This is a genomic window from Mycetocola zhadangensis (assembly GCF_003668565.1).
Classification (GTDB): domain Bacteria; phylum Actinomycetota; class Actinomycetes; order Actinomycetales; family Microbacteriaceae; genus Mycetocola_A; species Mycetocola_A zhadangensis.
The window spans coordinates 155,833-170,756 of sequence record NZ_RCWJ01000003.1; the positions used below are offsets into that span (position 1 = coordinate 155,833).

The window sequence follows — 14,924 nt, forward strand, 5'->3', positions numbered from 1 at the left end:
GGAGGGAACGGTCTAGAACGAACTGATGCCGTCGCCGAGCAGCTCAACCCCGAGCAGAAGCATCGCCACAGCGAGCACGGTCGGACCGTTGCGAACCAGCCAGGTTCGGAGGTCGGTGAGGGGCTTTCGCCAGGCCTCGTCTGCGATCCCATAACCGACGACCGCGATCAGCACAGTGGACAGCGCGATCACAACAAAAATGAGGGTGACGACGATCGTGTCGCGCAGCCTCAGCTCGGCCCCGCCGATCGTGAGTCCGGCCGCGATGCCGAGCGCCAGGTTTTTCGGAGCGAGGGCACCGAGGCCGAAACCCAGGGCGATGCCCTGCGTCGCCGTCATCGTCTCGGTTGCCGCCATCCACTTCGGCAGGACACCCGGCCTGCCAGGAAGCGGTCGCAGCCGCCACTGGCCGACAGCCAGGTAGACGAGCAACGCACCGAGCAGGAGACGTACGATTCCCGCGATCGGCCGTGAGGCATCCGCTTCGCTTTCAGGAAGGATGCCGACGATTGCCGTGACCGCAACGACCGGAACGATCACGCCGAGGAGCCAGCCGCCGAGCAAACCGATGCCCGCCGGGCCGGATCGTGGGCTGAGCATCAGCGCAATGGCCGCGATCAGCGAGAGCGGGCTCAGGGCAATGCCGACAGCGGCCGTGAGAGTCTCGCCGATGACCGAACCCATGTGTACTCCTTCTGCAAAGGTTATCCAGCATATCCGCGGAGCGGGAACGCGACTGCGGGTTGCGGAGCGCGTCCGAGAGAACGTGAGATTGCAGCGTCAACTTAGGTTGACGGGTCGCGTTTCGTCAACTACGGTTGACGGCATGAGCACAGGACCCATGGCAACGCTGGCCGGTGAGGCCGGATCAGACGACCCGTTCACCGCACTGCGGGCGATCGCCAAACTCCGCACGGAGGTCGACCGGATGGAAACACTCGCCGTTCGGCGGGCTCGAAACTCAAATGCATCCTGGCAGTTGATCGCTCTCGCCCTCGGTGTGAGCAAACAAGCAGTTCACAAGAAGTATGGTCGAAGCTGACCCATCGTCATCCCTCCCTCCGGATTCAAGGACACTCGCATGTCAGCCCCCAGCACCACCCGGCCCGCCCGTCGATCTCCGTTCGCGAGAGGGTCGAGAGTCGATGAGGGCCCGCGCGCTCGCTTCGGCGAGCTGATTCCGTACCTGTTCGAGCACAAGCGCATCCTCTGGTTCATCATCGGGCTGAGCATTCTGGGCTCGATCGCGTCGCTCGCGCAGCCGCTCCTGGTCAGTCAGGTGATCGGCATTGTGGAGAGGGGCCAGGCACTCGGCGGACTGGTCTGGGCGCTGATCGGCCTCGTCGTCATCTCCGCTGTGATTTCGGGCTACCAGCACTACCTGCTTCAGCGCACCGGTGAGGGTGTCGTGCTTTCCAGCCGACGCCAACTGGTCGCCCGCATGCTGCACCTGCCGATCTCCGAGTTCGATACCCGCCGCACCGGCGACCTCGTCTCGCGCGTCGGCAGCGACACGACGCTCCTCCGTGCGGTCCTCACACAGGGACTCATCGAAGCCGTCGGCGGCACCATCACGTTTATCGGTGCCCTCATCGCGATGCTCATCATCGACCCGGTGCTGCTCGGACTCACCGTGCTCGTCATCGCCGTTTCAGTGGTCACCGTTGTGGCCCTGTCCGGCAAGATCCGCGTCGCCAGCCAGCGCGCGCAGGCCAAGGTGGGTGACCTGGCCGCTTCGGTCGAACGCGCCATCAGCTCGGTTCGAACCGTGCGTGCATCCAATGCGACAGACCGCGAGATCGCGACCATCGACAGGGACGCCACCGGCGCGTGGAACATGGGCATCCAGGTCGCGAAGGTCTCGGCGCTCGTCGTTCCTGTCGCCGGCATCGCCATGCAGGTGTCGTTCCTCGTTGTGCTCGGCGTCGGCGGGTTCCGGGTGGCGAGCGGCGCGCTCACCATTGCCAACCTGGTCGCGTTCATCCTGTTCCTCTTCATGATGATCATGCCGCTCGGACAGGCCTTCGGCGCGATCTCCGCGACCAACCAGGCGCTCGGTGCGCTCGGTCGAATCCAGGAGATCATCAAACTTCCCCGCGAGAGCGACGCGGATGCCACGATCGCCGCGTCGATCGCCACCCCCGGCGTGCGCTCGACGTCAGCCCCGGCGATCGAGTTCGACTCGGTGGTCTTCGCCTACCCTGCTGCCGCGGTTGAGCTCGACACCGATTCGACAACGGATGCTGCCGCGAACGTCGACGCCGAGTTGGACGCTCTCGAGGCGGGCGACCTTGACGCCCCAGCCGACCGCCGTCGGCCAGGCGACCCCGTTCTGCGCGGCGTCAGCTTCACGGCCGCCCGCGGCCAGCGCACCGCGCTCGTGGGCCCGTCCGGCGCTGGAAAGTCCACCATCCTCGGTCTGATCGAGCGGTTCTATGACCCCGAGGCCGGCGCCATCCGTTTCGCCGGCGTCGACATCCGCACGATGCCGCGCACCGAACTTCGCTCGCAGATCGGATACGTCGAGCAGGACGCACCGGTTCTGGCCGGCTCAATCCGTGACAACCTGCTTTTGTCGTCACCGAACGCAACCGATGACGACTGCATTCGCGTGCTGCACGCGGTCAACCTCACGGATGTGCTCGACCGCAACCCGCTCGGGCTCGGTGCTCCGGTTGGCGAAGAGGGCATCATGCTCTCGGGCGGTGAGCGTCAGCGCCTGGCGATCGCCCGTGCGCTGCTCTCCGCTCCCCCGATTCTGCTACTCGACGAGTCCACCTCGTCCCTCGACGGCGTGAACGAGCAGAAGATGCGTCTCGCGATCGACGCCGTCGCCGAGGATCGCACACTCATCGTGATCGCGCACCGCCTCTCCACTGTTGTGGACAGCGATTCGATCGTCGTACTCGACCAGGGTCGCGTGGTCGGAACAGGCACGCATTCCGAACTCGTGGCATCCGTCCCCCTCTATCGTCAGCTCGCCAAGCACCAACTGCTGGTCTGAACCGAGGGGCCTCGGGTCAGGTCATCTGACGGTTGCGCGCCGCCCATTCGATGCCGTGGGTTGCCTGGTCTTTCGTCAGGGGCGTCGTGCCGCCGCAGTTGGAACAGGTGACGAAGTAGCGTCGGCCGATCGTGAACAACGGAATGAAGAACACGGAGACCTTGGTGGCGCTTTCGACGACGTCCTGGTTGGCCTGCTGGCCGCAGAACTGGCAGATGAAGTTGACGACGACGAGCACGCGGTTGCGCAGGGTGGTTCCGAAGATGAGGAGCATTCGTCGAGTGTAAAGACCGTTCGCGCACCTGTGCAGGGGCTTGCGCGGCGCTCGGTACCGGGTTCGCCCGTCAGCGGACCGACGAATCACAGGCCGGTCGTCAGGCGACGATCATGTGCTGGTCGTTACTCGGGAGGCCGTTCTCCGGCTCCGCTTCGTCGCCCAAGGCAACGTCGGCGAATGCCATGGGCAACCCCTGTGCGGTCCACACCGACGCGCGATCCATCAGCTGAGCGTGCACGTGCGGCTCGCTGGTGTTTCCTGAGTTGCCGCAGTCAGCGATCACCTGTCCGGCACGAACCGTGTCGCCCACGGAGACGAGCAGCGAGGCCTGCTTGAGGTGTGCGACCAGGGCGTAGACCCCGTCGTTCCCCCGGATCGTGACGTGGTTGCCGAGAATGAACCGCGGGCCGCCGAGTTCGCGAATCATGCCCTCGAGCATCAGATAGATCACGCTGGGCCAGGTCGATCGGGCTCGGTGGTCGGGTTGAGAAGTTGATGCCTTCACCACGACTCCGTCGATCATGGCGCGGACCGGCTGCCCGAATGCGGGATACTCCTCTGGCCGTCGGAACGCCGCACCCGATCCGAACGCGGGTCGATCGACACCGGGTGGTTCAGCGACGAGGTCGATGGCATAGGCCTGCCCGTACGCCCGGATTCCGTGGCTCGGCACCTTGCTGGTAGGGCTGTTCATGCCCATCCACCGGCCGACAACCGGCGACGTCACGGTCAGAGTGCGGTGCTCGGGAAGGCTCTTGGTGCCCAGGAGGCCGGCGCCGAAAGCCACGAGCATCCCGACGACTCCGACCACGGGAAGAAGTCGCGCCGCGACATCGAGAGGGCTGTCCGGGAGCAGAAGCCCGAGCACTGTTCCGGCGAAGATGAGAAGGGCAGACACGGCGATTAGCGCGGTGCGGGCCCGGTAGACAGCCATCATCGCGCCACCGCTGTCAGGCAGGCCAGGAGGGGGACGACCCGGCTGGCCGGAACGTCGTAGCTGCCTCGACCGGTTTGTTTGACCCAGCCCGTTGTGACGAGCTGGCGCAGGTGGTGGTGCAGTTGCCCAGTGGTTCCGAGGGATTCGATCCCGGCGAGTTCGGCTGTGGCGTGGGTGCCGGACAGAATCTGGCGCAGCAGTTCGAGCCTGACGGGGTGCCCGAGCGCGGCGAACGCGGCGGCGTGGTCTTCCCACTCCACCTCGAACATCCCGCGGGTTCCCGCGCTCTGCTGCCACTCAACCGGCGCGCCGGTCGGGAGTGTCACGGCGCCGACGAGCATGACAGCACCATCGCGAGTCGACTCCGCATCGCCCAGGCGTGAGCGGAGGCCGGTGAGCGCCCAGAATGCGTCTGGGGCTGCCGCCCCGTCCACCGCTGTCGTGCTCGTTGTCGGCTGCGCCTCGAGTGCAGAGAGCCGCTCGGCCAGCGCGCGCACCTCGTCCCTCAGCGTCTGGAGGTCCGTTTGAGTCGTCATGCGTCGATACTACGATAAAACGTATTAGCGACTCAAGCAGAAACGGAACAGCCGCGAGGTGCCTGGAAGTGTTCCGAGACCGTCCCGCCAAGGGATCTCAGAGCACTTCCGGGCACCTCGCGGCTTCCGGGAAGGTGGGATTAGTGAGTCAGCCTGTAGCGCAGTGAGGCCAGTTCCGACCTCAGCGCCGGCGGCATCTTGCTGCCGAACGTGTCGAAAAATTCTTCCGTCAGGTCGGCTTCCGCCAGCCAGGACTCGGGGTCGATCGCGAACAGCGCCTCGAGAGCCTCGTCAGAGACGTCGATGCCGTCGAGGTTAAGGTCGGCGAGCACCGGGATCCGGCCGGCAGCGGTCTCGGTCGCGGGAACTGTCCCCTCGATCCGGCGAACGATCCACTCGAGCACTCTGGCGTTCTCGCCGAAGCCTGGCCAGAGGAAGCTGCCGTCATCGCCCTTGCGGAACCAGTTCACCTGGAAGATACGCGGCGCGCGGTCGAACCGGAGCTTCTGACCGATCGTCAACCAGTGACCCCAGTAGTCGGCCATGTTGTACCCGCAGAACGGGAGCATGGCGAACGGATCGCGCCGCAGTTCGCCAACAGTGCCCTCGGCTGCCGCCGTCTTCTCGCTGGAGATCGTGGCCCCCATGAACACACCATGGGTCCAGTCGGTGGCTTCAACGACGAGCGGTACGTTCGTGGCCCGACGTCCGCCGAACAGAACGGCGTCGAGGGGAACAGCGTCCTCCCAGTCGTCGGCGATCGACGGGCACTGCGCCGCACCCACAGTGAAGCGTGAGTTCGGGTGTGCTGCTGGGCGCCCGGAGTCGGGCGTCCAGTCATTGCCCTGCCAGTCGATGAGGTGAGCGGGAGCCGTGTCGGTCAGACCTTCCCACCACACATCTCCGTCGTCTCGAAGAGCGACGTTGGTGAAGATGGTGTTGCCCCACAACGTCTCGACAGCCGTCACGTTTGTCGACTGGCCGGTCCCGGGAGCGACACCGAAGAACCCGGCTTCGGGGTTGATCGCCCACATCCGACCGTCTTCGCCAGGGCGCAGCCAGACAATGTCGTCACCGAGGGTTTCGACGCGCCAGCCGGGAATGGTCGGACGGAGCATGGCGAGGTTGGTCTTTCCGCAGGCCGACGGGAACGCCGCGGCGACGTGGTACTTCTTGCCTTCGGGCGAGATGATGCGCACGAGCAGCATGTGCTCGGCAAGCCAGCCCTCGTCGCGACCGATGACGCTGGCGATGCGGAGCGCGAAGCACTTCTTGGCCAGCAGCGCATTTCCGCCGTAACCGGAGCCGTACGACCACACTTCACGCGCCTCGGGGAACTGCACGATGTACTTGGTATCGTTGCACGGCCAGGCCACGTCCTCGTCGCCGACGTTCAGCGGCGCACCGACCGAGTGCACGGTTTTGACCCACGGCACGCCATTGGCGATGAGGTCGAGCACCTTGTCACTGGTGCGCGTCATGATGCCCATCGACAGCACGGCGTATGCCGAGTCGGTGATCTGCACGCCGAGCTGTGAGAGCGGGCCGCCGACAGCGCCCATGGAGAACGGGACGACGTACATGGTGCGGCCGCGCATGCTTCCAGCGAAGACAACGCCGAGTTCACCGCGCATCGACTCCGGGTCCTGCCAGTTGTTCGTCGGCCCGGCGTCCTCCTCCTTCTCGGAGCAGATAAAAGTGCGCGATTCAACACGAGCAACGTCGCTCGGGGCACTGCGCGCCAGGTAGCTGTTGGGGCGCCACTCCGGGTTGAGCTTGATGAGCTTGCCCTCGGCGACCATCTGCTTCGTCAGCAGGTCGCTCTCCCGAACGGAACCATCGCACCAGACCACCTCGTCGGGCTGCGTGAGGGCTGCGATCGAATCCACCCAGGCGCGAAGAGCATCCAGAGGGGCGGATGCTGCGGTGCCAGCGGTCGGGACGGTTCCCGTTTCGACGCGTCGAATGACCGGAGTGGTGACCGTGGGGCGGTCGATTTCGGCGATAGACATGTGAGCTCCTCTGCTGCGTGTCAACGGGGTACGAGTTGGCGTACATCCACTCTCGCAAAGGAATCGGCAACCATATCGGTCAATCTCGTGTTAAGAATCGCTATTCTTTCGGTTATCGTAAGAGAATGAACCGAACGCGCTCCGATCTCTCAACGCTGGGACATCGCATCCGTCACTTTCGAACTGCCCAGGGACTGACCCTCGATGATCTCGGTGAGCAGGTGGATCTCGCTGGCAGCCAGCTCTCTCTGATCGAGAACGGCAAGCGTGAGCCCAAACTCTCAACGCTTCAGGCCATCGCGACAGCGCTTGGGGTCGAACTCACCGACCTGCTCTCGGGCGAAGCGCCGAACCCCCGCGCGGCCCTTGAGATCGAGCTGCGCCGAATGCAGCAGAGCTCGCTGTACACCGAGCTTGGCTTGCCGACCGTCAAGCCGACCAAAGGCATGACCGACGACGCCCTGGCCGCGCTCGTCGGCCTGCACCGTGAGCTGCAACGCAAGGCAACAGAGGCGATCGCGACTCCGGAGGAGGCGCGTCGCGCCAACACGGAACTGCGCGAAACCATGCGCGAGCGGGACAACTACCTGCCCGAGATCGAGGACCTCGCCGAGGAGCGGCTCAGAGCGGCTGGGCACGTCCGTGGCGCGCTCACGCACCGTACGGTGAGCATCATGGCCGAACAGCTCGGGCTCAGCCTGATCTACGTCAACGACCTTCCGCACTCGGCACGCAGCGTGACCGACCTGGCCAATGGCCGAATCTACCTCCCGCCGGCGTCGATTCCCGGCGGGCACGGCCTGCGCTCGATGGCGCTGCAGGCGATGGCGCACCGGCTGCTCGACCACACTCGGCCAACGAGCTACGCCGCCTTCCTGCAGCAGCGGCTCGAGATCAACTACTTCGCGGCGTGCTGCCTGATGCCGCAGGCCGCGGCCGTCGATTTCCTCGGCCAGGCCAAACGCGACAGGAACCTCGCGGTCGAGGACTTCCGTGATGCGTTCGGTGTCACCCACGAGGCGGCCGCCCTCCGGTTCACGAACCTCGCCACGCACCACCTCGACATGCCGCTGCACTTTCTCCGGGTGTCAGAGGACGGCGCGCTGGCGAAGGGCTACGAGAACGACGGGCTGCCGTTGCCGGTCGACGTCACCGGCGCGATCGAGGGCCAGATCGTGTGCCGCAAGTGGAGTGCGCGGAGTGCGTTCGAAGGCTCCAACCGCACGACGGAGCTCTACCAGTACACGGACACCCCGGCCGGTACCTACTGGAATGCGACCCAAACCGGAACGACGAGTGCCGGTGAGTTCTCCATCTCGGTGGGGGTGCCATTCAACCAGGCCAAGTGGTTCCGCGGGCGAGAGACCACGACGCGAGCGGTCTCGACCTGCCCGGACCCGTCGTGCTGCCGGCGCCCACCGCACCAACTGGCCGACCGGTGGCGGGATCAGGCCTGGCCGAGCGCGCGCCTGCACGCACACATCCTGTCGCCGTTGCCCAGCGGAACATTCCCAGGGGTCGACGACTCAGAGGTGTACTCTTTCCTGGAGCGCCACTCGGCCGAGTGATGCCGCGAGTTGCTGTGGTTGCGGGGTGCGGCCAACGGCAACCCGGCAGAGTCAGCATCTCGCGAGTTGCTGAGGGTGCGGGGTTCGGCTACAGACCCCTGCTGAGTCAGCATCTCGCGCAGGGCCAGGGTCAGCCGAGCGCCCACATGGCCACCGCGCTGGCAGCGGCAACGTTGAGCGAGTCGATACCGTGCTTCATCGGGATCTGCACGACGGTGTCTGACGCGGCGATCGCCTCGGCCGTCAACCCGTCCCCTTCGGCGCCGAGCACGAGGGCGAGTCGTTGGTGGGATGCCCCGTCGAAGTCGCGCAGGCTCACGGCGTCATCACTCAGCGCCAGCGCCGCGACGTGGAAACCATGCTCCGTGAGCATGCTGCGGGTCGACGGCCAGTCGCCCACCCGAGTCCATGGCACCTGCAGCACAGTGCCCATCGAGACCCGAATCGCACGCCGATAGAACGGGTCCGAGCAGCGTGGCGTGACGAGAATGGCATCCGCGCCAATCGCTCCTGCCGATCGGAAGATCGCACCGACATTGGTCGGGTCGGCGACGTTCTCGAGGATGACTATCCGGCGAGCGCCGCTCAACAATTCTGCAGGGTCAGGCAGTGCCGGCCGATGCATCGAGGCGATCAGCCCGCGGTGCAGTACATACCCCGTGAGCTCGGCGAGCAGCTCCCCCGGTCCAACGAACACGGGAATGTCCTCGGCATCCTCGCCGAGCGCTTCGAGCGCGTCGTCGGCGGATGTGCCGAGTGCGAGCACCGACCGGGGCCGATGTCCGGCCCGAAGTGCTCGCTGAAACACGAGCAGCGATTCCGCCAGGTACAGCCCGTGCTCGGTCCCCTGTGCCTTCTTCAGTGCGACGTCCGTGGGGTGTGCGTAGTCGGTGAGACGAGGGTCGCGAAGGTCGGTGATTTCGAGAACGGGCACCGGGGAAGTTTACCCAGCCCAGACCACGGAACGGCTCAGCGGTCGGCTTACCAGTCCTCGTCCTCTTCGCTGAAGCTCTCAACGGCGACCTCGAGCCACGCGCGCGTCCGCGCGTTGGGCTGCATCCCGCGAGACCAGGCGAGCGCGACGAACGGCGGGGCGGTGTTGGCGCGCGCGTCGAGCGGCTTCGACACCACGCGAAGCCCCGCGTAAGACAGATCGAGCTTCGGCCGCTGGAACAGGACCGAGATGCCCATTCCGGCTCCCACCAGCGATCGGACGGTCGCGTAACTTCGTGATCGGTGGCGAACCGCTGGAGCGAGATTCGCGTCACGAAAGAGGTCGAGAACCCGGGCGGAGATCGGGGACGCGTCGAACAGGATGAGCGGATCATCCGCAACATCGGCCAGCCGCACTTCAGCCTGTTTCGCCAGCGGATGGTCGTCTGCCAGGAACAGATAGGGGCGCACAGACAACAGAGGGACTGTTTGGATTTCAGGGTCGAGGCCGGCGTCGTAGAGAAAGGCCACATCGATGGCGCCGGAGAGAAGCTGCTCCTGCAGGTCTTCGTGGTAACCCTCGACGAAGTTCACATCAACACCGGGGCACGCTTCGGCGAAGGCCCTCAGCATGTGCGGGATCACCGCGGGCGCAAGAGGCATGTAACACCCGACGGTCAGCGGCCCGCGCACGTTGGATCGCTCATCCCCGGAGAAATGCACGATCTCGTCAACGAGGTCCAGGATTTGCTTCGCCTGCGCGAAGGCCACCCGACCGGCGGAGGTCAGGGTGAGACCGTGCGCTTTCCGCTTGACGCACAGTTGAGAGCCGGTGAGCCGTTCGAGTTCCGACAGCGACATCGAGATCGCCGATGGTGCCATCCGGAGCCGGCGGGCGGCCTCGCTGATCGTGCCAGCCTCTGCAGCGGTGACGAAGTGCCACAACTGCCGCATGGTGATGTTCGGATTCCCGCGTATATCCATGCCGCACCCCATTCATCAATTCTTCTGACGAATCTAGCCTGTATTCGACGATTTACATGAGAACCGCTATGAGGGAGCATGATCTCAGACGCGGATCGTTTCTTGACCGCAGCCCTGCTAGCTCAACCGGCGATACGCCGAAATTGATCGGGAGAACCATGTCCGATATCACCACCTTCTTTCGCCAGGCCGCCGACATCGTCGGTGCTGACAATGTCGTCACGCCGGAGACCGAGGCAGGCTACGCCGACCCGTACCCGCTGCACACCGGCCGTCCGAGCGCCGGCGGCGTGCGGCCAGCGAGCGTCGAAGAGGTACAGGCGATTGTGCGCCTGGCCAATGAGACGGGCACCGCGCTCTGGACGGTGTCTCGAGGCAAGAACCTGGGTTACGGGGGCGCTGCACCGCGAACGGGCGATCAGATCGTCCTCGACCTGAGCCGCATGGACGCCATCCAGAAGGTCGACCCCGAGCTCGCCTACGCCGTTATCGAACCCGGCGTCACCTTCTTCAACCTGTTCGACCACATCCAGGAGAACAAGCTCTCCCTCTTCGTCTCGGTTCCTGCCCTCGGGTGGGGTTCCGTGCTCGGCAACGCCCTCGACCGCGGCTACGGCATGTCACCCTACGGCGACCACGTGCAGCAGCTGTGTGGTCTTGAGGTCGTCCTGCCGGACGGGTCGCTTCTCAGAACCGGGATGTGGGCCCTCGAAGACAGCCCACTGGCCAACGTGTTCAAGGGCGGTTTCGGGCCGAACATCGACCAGCTCTTCACCCAGTCCGGGCTCGGAATCGTCGTTCGCGCGGGGATCTGGCTCATGCCGTGGCCCGAGGTCTTCGTGTCAGGCGACATCAAGGTCGACCGGATCGAAGATCTCCCTCTCCTCATCAACCGCATTGCCGACCTTCGGCGCCGTGAAGTGTTCCAGAACAACTGCCTTGTCGGCAACGTGGTTCGCGCCGGAACGATGAACGGCCCGCGCTCACGCTGGTACACCGGTGACGGCTCCATCCCCGACGACGTCGTCGAGGAGATGAAGGAAAAGATGGGCATCGGCCACTGGAACGCGCGATTCGCGCTCTATGGCGAGCCCGGCATGATTCGCGAGCGGATCAAGATCATTGAAGAAACATTTGACCTGCCCGGTTTCACCCTCAACACCCGCGTGTACGAGGGCAAGGACGGTGCAAAGGTCACCTACGACGACATCGCCCCGGCCGACCAGACCACGATGGCTGGAGTACCGACGCTCAAACCGCTCGACACGATTGGCTGGTACGCCGAAGACGGCGGACACATCGACATTGCTCCGCTGGTGCCTGCCCGAGGTGAAGAGGTCCTCGACTTCTACGGCGAGGTCAAGGCGCTCTACACCAAGTACGGTTTCGACCTCTATATCGGCTATCACGTTTACGCCCGCCACCTCGTTCACGTCACCATGATCTTCTTCGAGAACGGCAACGAGGAGCAGCTTGCCCGCGCCCGCGCGCTCTACGAAGACGTGCGGCAAGCCGCCGCACGTCGCGGATACACGCCGTACCGGGGGCACATCGACAACATGGATGACATTGCTGCGGAGTTCTCGTTCAACGACAACGCCGTGCTCCGGTTCCAGGAGAAGCTCAAGGACGCACTCGACCCGAATGGCATCCTCTCCCCCGGCAAGCAGGGTGTGTGGCCAGCCCGACTGCGCAACTCCTAGCGCGCGAGCCACTGAGGTCACTGAGGCCTCCATCAAGGAGGTCTCAGACACACTGCCTGCCATGCGACTCGCTCTGGATCCGGAGGCTGGCTCGAAAGCGATCGAGCAGCTCGGGCGATTCAACATGGTGACGAAACCGCTCACGGTGGACGAGATCATTTGGAGCGCTGCCCCGCACGCCTAATGGATCTCGCTTCATCGGAGCGCTCAGAGGGAAGTGCCGGGTGGTTTCAACCACCCGGCACTTCTCATGTGCTCCCCACCGCACAGCCTCGCGACGCGGCCGGATTCCTCAGGATCTCGCGTGACCACGGCACTCACAGAAGTGCCGGGCAGGTCACACTGCCCGGCACTTCTCTGCGCGTGTTACGACCGTTGGCATGTCAGTCCGTGGTCAGTGCCTCGCTCCAGATCACTTCCTTGGATGTCTTCACGTCCTCTTTGTTCTCGACAGCACCGAATTGCACAAGGGCGTCGGTGACCGACTGGGTGACGCCATTGGGAATCTCAATTCGGAACTCGGTCTTCATCGCAGCTGCCTGTTCGACTGTGATGCCGCTGACTTCCTGCCGGATCTTGAGAACAGCGTCATGGTTCGAGTCGTCTTCGTAGAACGCCAGCGCCTTCGTCATAGCCTCGACGAACTTGTGTACGGTGTCCGGGTTTGCGTCCAGCCACTGTTGCGTTCCTGCCCACAGCGTGATCGGCAGTCCCGCCCGGAACTCGCGAGTCGGGTTTGCGATGACCACGTTTTCCTGGACAGTCGAGATTTGCTCGTAGAAGCTGTCGGACGGGAAGACCGCATCGACCTGTCCGCCTTCAAGCGCGGCCTGCATGCTCGCGTAGGGAAGCTTGATGGCTTCGAAGTCGTCTGCAGCAAGCCCAGCCGCTTCGAATGCCTGCTGGGTGACGATGTGGGGTCCGCCACCGAGGTCGTTGTACGCGATCGTCTTTCCTGAGAGGTCGGCGACCGACTCGATACCACTGTCGCCGCGAACGATGATTCCACTCGTGTCATAGGCGCTGCTCACGACTCCCTGGCCGGCGACAGCGAGAACGGGCATGCCCTCGGCAGTCGCGGTGACGACGGTGTCCCAGGCGGTGATTGTGAGGTTCGCCGAGCCGCCCATGATTTGCGCAAGGTTGTCCTGCGGCGTTCCGCCCGCCTTGATCGTGACGTCGAGACCCACCTCATCGAAGTAGCCCTCCTGCTCGGCGATGTAGGGCAGTTCGTAGTTGATAGGGGCATGGATGATCGTGAGAGCGCTCGTGCCGCCATCCGTGGACTCGGACTCGCCCGCGGCTGCCCCTGCGCATCCCGTGGCGAGCGCAGTCACACCCACTACGGCGAGAACGCCTGCCGCCCTGAATGTCCGTCGTGTCATTGAAGTGTCCTTCCTTGTCATGCCTGTCCGTCTTTGGACCTGCATCGCTGCCGAAATGGCAGCATGATTGTGAGGCGTCACGCGCCGATGTTCATGGCAACCGACGTCAGCTCGGTGTACGCCTCGACGCCTTCACGCCCGTTTTCCTTGCCGTAGCCCGACGCTTTGACCCCGCCAAATGGCATGTTTGGGTCCATACCCGAGTGGGTGTTGACTCGCACATTGCCCGCGGCCAGCCGCCGGGCAATCCGGTGCGCACGGGCCAGGTCCCTCGTCCACACGTAGGCCGAAAGCCCGTACACCGAGTTATTGGCACGGCCCACAATCGCGTCAAGCTCCTCTGGGTCGTCAAAGGTCTGGGTGACCAGCACGGGTCCGAAGATCTCTTCCGCAACGACCGACATCCCTGGCGCTGCGTTCGTGAGCACCGTCGGCTGCACAAAGAAGCCCGGCCGATCGGGAGCGAAGCCGCCAGCAGCAAGCTCTGCCCCCTGCTCCAGTCCCTCGCCGATGTAGCGCAGGACCCGTTCGCGTTGGCGGGCGGAGATGAGCGGCCCCATCGTCGTGCCCTCCTCGAGCCCGCCCCCGAGAGACAGCGCCTTCGCCCGTTCCGAGATACCGTCGATGACCCGATCGGCAACCGAGCTCTGCACGTACAGCCGCGACCCTGCTGCACAGATCTGGCCCGAATTGCTGAAGATGCTGAGAGCCGCACTGTCAATTGCCCGGTCGAGATCGGCATCCGCGAAAATCAGAACAGGCGATTTGCCGCCGAGTTCCAGCGAGAGACGTTTCAGGCTCGCCGCAGTGGTGCGCTGGAGGTGCTGGCCCACCGCGGTCGACCCGGTAAACGAGACTTTGTCGACGAGCGGGTGGGTGGCGATAGCCTCCCCTGCCACCGTGCCGAGGCCGGGAACGATGTTGATCACTCCGGCCGGGAAACCCAGGTCACACACGAGTTCCCCGAGCCGCGCGGCCGTCACCGGAGTCAACTCAGCGGGCTTCAGGACGACAGTGCATCCGGCCGCCAATGCCGGCGCGAGTTTCGCCACGGCCATGACAAGCGGGTTGTTCCACGGCACGATGAGCCCCGCGACACCGAGCGGGCGACGCATCGTATAGGTGTGCCATTCTCCCGGTAGGGAAACGTCACGGGTTTCGCCATTGAGCTTCGTGGCCCATCCTGCGTTGTACCGCAGGATGTCTATCGCCTGCGGAATCTCAAAGCTACGGGTGACCCTCAGTGGCTTGCCTGTGTTGAGCGATTCCAGCTGAGCGAACTCTTCCAGATGCTCTTCGAGCGCGTCGGCCAGACGCCACAGCAAGCGACCTCGCACAGAGGGCGGCATGGTGGACCATTCGCCCTCGAGAGCCCGACTCGCCGCACGGACCGCTCGGTCCACATCGTCAGCCGACGCCCCAGTGAATGTGCTGATCACCTGGCCTGTTGACGGATCGTGAATGTCAAGCGCGTCACCCGAACCGTCGACCCAGTCGCCGTCGATGAGCAACTTCAGTGGCTGGGTGAAGATCTGAGGTTTCGGGATGGTCAGCGTCGTTGTCTCGTGGGACATCATCGTCTCCT

The 14,924-nt window shown here is 64.6% G+C and carries 14 protein-coding genes; 5 read left to right on the forward strand and 9 right to left on the reverse strand.

Features of this window, described 5'->3' with window-relative positions; translation table 11 throughout:
* Nucleotides 1–12: 12 nt before the first annotated feature.
* A complete protein-coding gene (locus D9V28_RS11405; RefSeq protein WP_121659869.1) occupies nucleotides 13–684 on the reverse strand; it encodes a GAP family protein in 672 nt (223 codons plus the stop codon).
* Nucleotides 685–826: 142 nt separating this feature from the next.
* Between D9V28_RS11405 and D9V28_RS11410 the strand changes: the two genes are divergently transcribed.
* Together D9V28_RS11410 and D9V28_RS11415 are read left to right on the forward strand one after the other, a co-directional pair.
* Complete coding sequence (locus tag D9V28_RS11410; protein WP_121660121.1) at nucleotides 827–1,042, forward strand: hypothetical protein; 216 nt, start codon at nucleotides 827–829, stop codon at nucleotides 1,040–1,042.
* 39 nt (nucleotides 1,043–1,081) lie between these two features.
* Complete coding sequence (locus D9V28_RS11415; protein WP_121659870.1) at nucleotides 1,082–3,004, forward strand: ABC transporter ATP-binding protein; 1,923 nt, start codon at nucleotides 1,082–1,084, stop codon at nucleotides 3,002–3,004.
* Between the two features lie 16 nt (nucleotides 3,005–3,020).
* Here the strand turns inward: D9V28_RS11415 and D9V28_RS11420 are convergent, their stop codons facing one another.
* The 4 genes from D9V28_RS11420 to D9V28_RS11435 form a co-directional block, all read right to left on the reverse strand.
* Nucleotides 3,021–3,278: a zinc-ribbon domain-containing protein gene (locus tag D9V28_RS11420; RefSeq protein ID WP_121659871.1), complete on the reverse strand. Its 258-nt coding sequence runs from the start codon at nucleotides 3,276–3,278 to the stop codon at nucleotides 3,021–3,023.
* 100 nt (nucleotides 3,279–3,378) lie between these two features.
* Nucleotides 3,379–4,218: a M23 family metallopeptidase gene (locus D9V28_RS11425; RefSeq protein ID WP_121659872.1), complete on the reverse strand. Its 840-nt coding sequence runs from the start codon at nucleotides 4,216–4,218 to the stop codon at nucleotides 3,379–3,381.
* On the reverse strand, nucleotides 4,215–4,754 hold the full coding sequence (locus D9V28_RS11430; protein WP_121659873.1) for an ArsR/SmtB family transcription factor: 540 nt from the start codon (nucleotides 4,752–4,754) through the stop codon (nucleotides 4,215–4,217). Before D9V28_RS11430 ends, D9V28_RS11425 begins: the two co-directional genes overlap by 4 nt.
* Nucleotides 4,755–4,894: 140 nt before the next feature.
* The gene (locus D9V28_RS11435) at nucleotides 4,895–6,766 is read right to left on the reverse strand and encodes a phosphoenolpyruvate carboxykinase (GTP) (protein ID WP_121659874.1); all 1,872 of its coding nucleotides are present in this window, start codon (nucleotides 6,764–6,766) and stop codon (nucleotides 4,895–4,897) included.
* A gap of 125 nt (nucleotides 6,767–6,891) precedes the next feature.
* On the opposite strand from D9V28_RS11435, the gene D9V28_RS11440 reads away from it, so the two are divergent.
* A complete protein-coding gene (locus D9V28_RS11440) occupies nucleotides 6,892–8,334 on the forward strand; it encodes a helix-turn-helix transcriptional regulator (protein WP_121659875.1) in 1,443 nt (480 codons plus the stop codon).
* A gap of 130 nt (nucleotides 8,335–8,464) precedes the next feature.
* On the opposite strand, the gene D9V28_RS11445 is transcribed toward D9V28_RS11440, so the two are convergent.
* Both D9V28_RS11445 and D9V28_RS11450 read right to left on the reverse strand, forming a co-directional pair.
* Nucleotides 8,465–9,268, reverse strand: coding sequence for a TrmH family RNA methyltransferase (locus tag D9V28_RS11445; protein WP_121659876.1), 804 nt, complete (start codon nucleotides 9,266–9,268; stop codon nucleotides 8,465–8,467).
* A 47-nt stretch (nucleotides 9,269–9,315) separates the two neighbouring features.
* Entirely contained in the window at nucleotides 9,316–10,251 is a 936-nt protein-coding gene (locus tag D9V28_RS11450; protein WP_183086505.1) for a LysR family transcriptional regulator, read from the reverse strand.
* A 158-nt stretch (nucleotides 10,252–10,409) separates the two neighbouring features.
* On the opposite strand from D9V28_RS11450, the gene D9V28_RS11455 reads away from it, so the two are divergent.
* The gene (locus D9V28_RS11455) at nucleotides 10,410–11,954 is read left to right on the forward strand and encodes an FAD-binding oxidoreductase (RefSeq protein WP_183086506.1); all 1,545 of its coding nucleotides are present in this window, start codon (nucleotides 10,410–10,412) and stop codon (nucleotides 11,952–11,954) included.
* A 61-nt stretch (nucleotides 11,955–12,015) separates the two neighbouring features.
* Nucleotides 12,016–12,138, forward strand: a complete 123-nt coding sequence (locus D9V28_RS16435) for a hypothetical protein (protein WP_268234426.1) — start codon at nucleotides 12,016–12,018, stop codon at nucleotides 12,136–12,138.
* Nucleotides 12,139–12,337: 199 nt separating this feature from the next.
* On the opposite strand, the gene D9V28_RS11460 is transcribed toward D9V28_RS16435, so the two are convergent.
* On the reverse strand, nucleotides 12,338–13,339 hold the full coding sequence (locus D9V28_RS11460; protein ID WP_183086507.1) for an ABC transporter substrate-binding protein: 1,002 nt from the start codon (nucleotides 13,337–13,339) through the stop codon (nucleotides 12,338–12,340).
* 77 nt (nucleotides 13,340–13,416) lie between these two features.
* Nucleotides 13,417–14,916 carry an aldehyde dehydrogenase family protein gene (locus D9V28_RS11465; RefSeq protein WP_244934444.1) on the reverse strand — a complete coding sequence of 500 codons (1,500 nt, stop codon included), beginning with the start codon at nucleotides 14,914–14,916 and terminating at the stop codon, nucleotides 13,417–13,419.
* Between the last annotated feature and the right edge of the window lie 8 nt (nucleotides 14,917–14,924).

Coding starts and splice junctions, on each gene's coding strand:
- D9V28_RS11455 (WP_183086506.1), top strand. CDS start 10,410: ATGTCCGATATCACCACCTTCTTTCGCCAGGCCGCCGACATCGTCGGT.
- D9V28_RS16435 (WP_268234426.1), top strand. CDS start 12,016: ATGCGACTCGCTCTGGATCCGGAGGCTGGCTCGAAAGCGATCGAGCAG.
- D9V28_RS11450 (WP_183086505.1), bottom strand. CDS start 10,251: ATGGATATACGCGGGAATCCGAACATCACCATGCGGCAGTTGTGGCAC.
- D9V28_RS11420 (WP_121659871.1), bottom strand. CDS start 3,278: ATGCTCCTCATCTTCGGAACCACCCTGCGCAACCGCGTGCTCGTCGTC.
- D9V28_RS11405 (WP_121659869.1), bottom strand. CDS start 684: ATGGGTTCGGTCATCGGCGAGACTCTCACGGCCGCTGTCGGCATTGCC.
- D9V28_RS11440 (WP_121659875.1), top strand. CDS start 6,892: ATGAACCGAACGCGCTCCGATCTCTCAACGCTGGGACATCGCATCCGT.
- D9V28_RS11410 (WP_121660121.1), top strand. CDS start 827: ATGAGCACAGGACCCATGGCAACGCTGGCCGGTGAGGCCGGATCAGAC.
- D9V28_RS11465 (WP_244934444.1), bottom strand. CDS start 14,916: ATGATGTCCCACGAGACAACGACGCTGACCATCCCGAAACCTCAGATC.
- D9V28_RS11425 (WP_121659872.1), bottom strand. CDS start 4,218: ATGATGGCTGTCTACCGGGCCCGCACCGCGCTAATCGCCGTGTCTGCC.
- D9V28_RS11430 (WP_121659873.1), bottom strand. CDS start 4,754: ATGACGACTCAAACGGACCTCCAGACGCTGAGGGACGAGGTGCGCGCG.
- D9V28_RS11415 (WP_121659870.1), top strand. CDS start 1,082: ATGTCAGCCCCCAGCACCACCCGGCCCGCCCGTCGATCTCCGTTCGCG.
- D9V28_RS11460 (WP_183086507.1), bottom strand. CDS start 13,339: ATGACACGACGGACATTCAGGGCGGCAGGCGTTCTCGCCGTAGTGGGT.
- D9V28_RS11435 (WP_121659874.1), bottom strand. CDS start 6,766: ATGTCTATCGCCGAAATCGACCGCCCCACGGTCACCACTCCGGTCATT.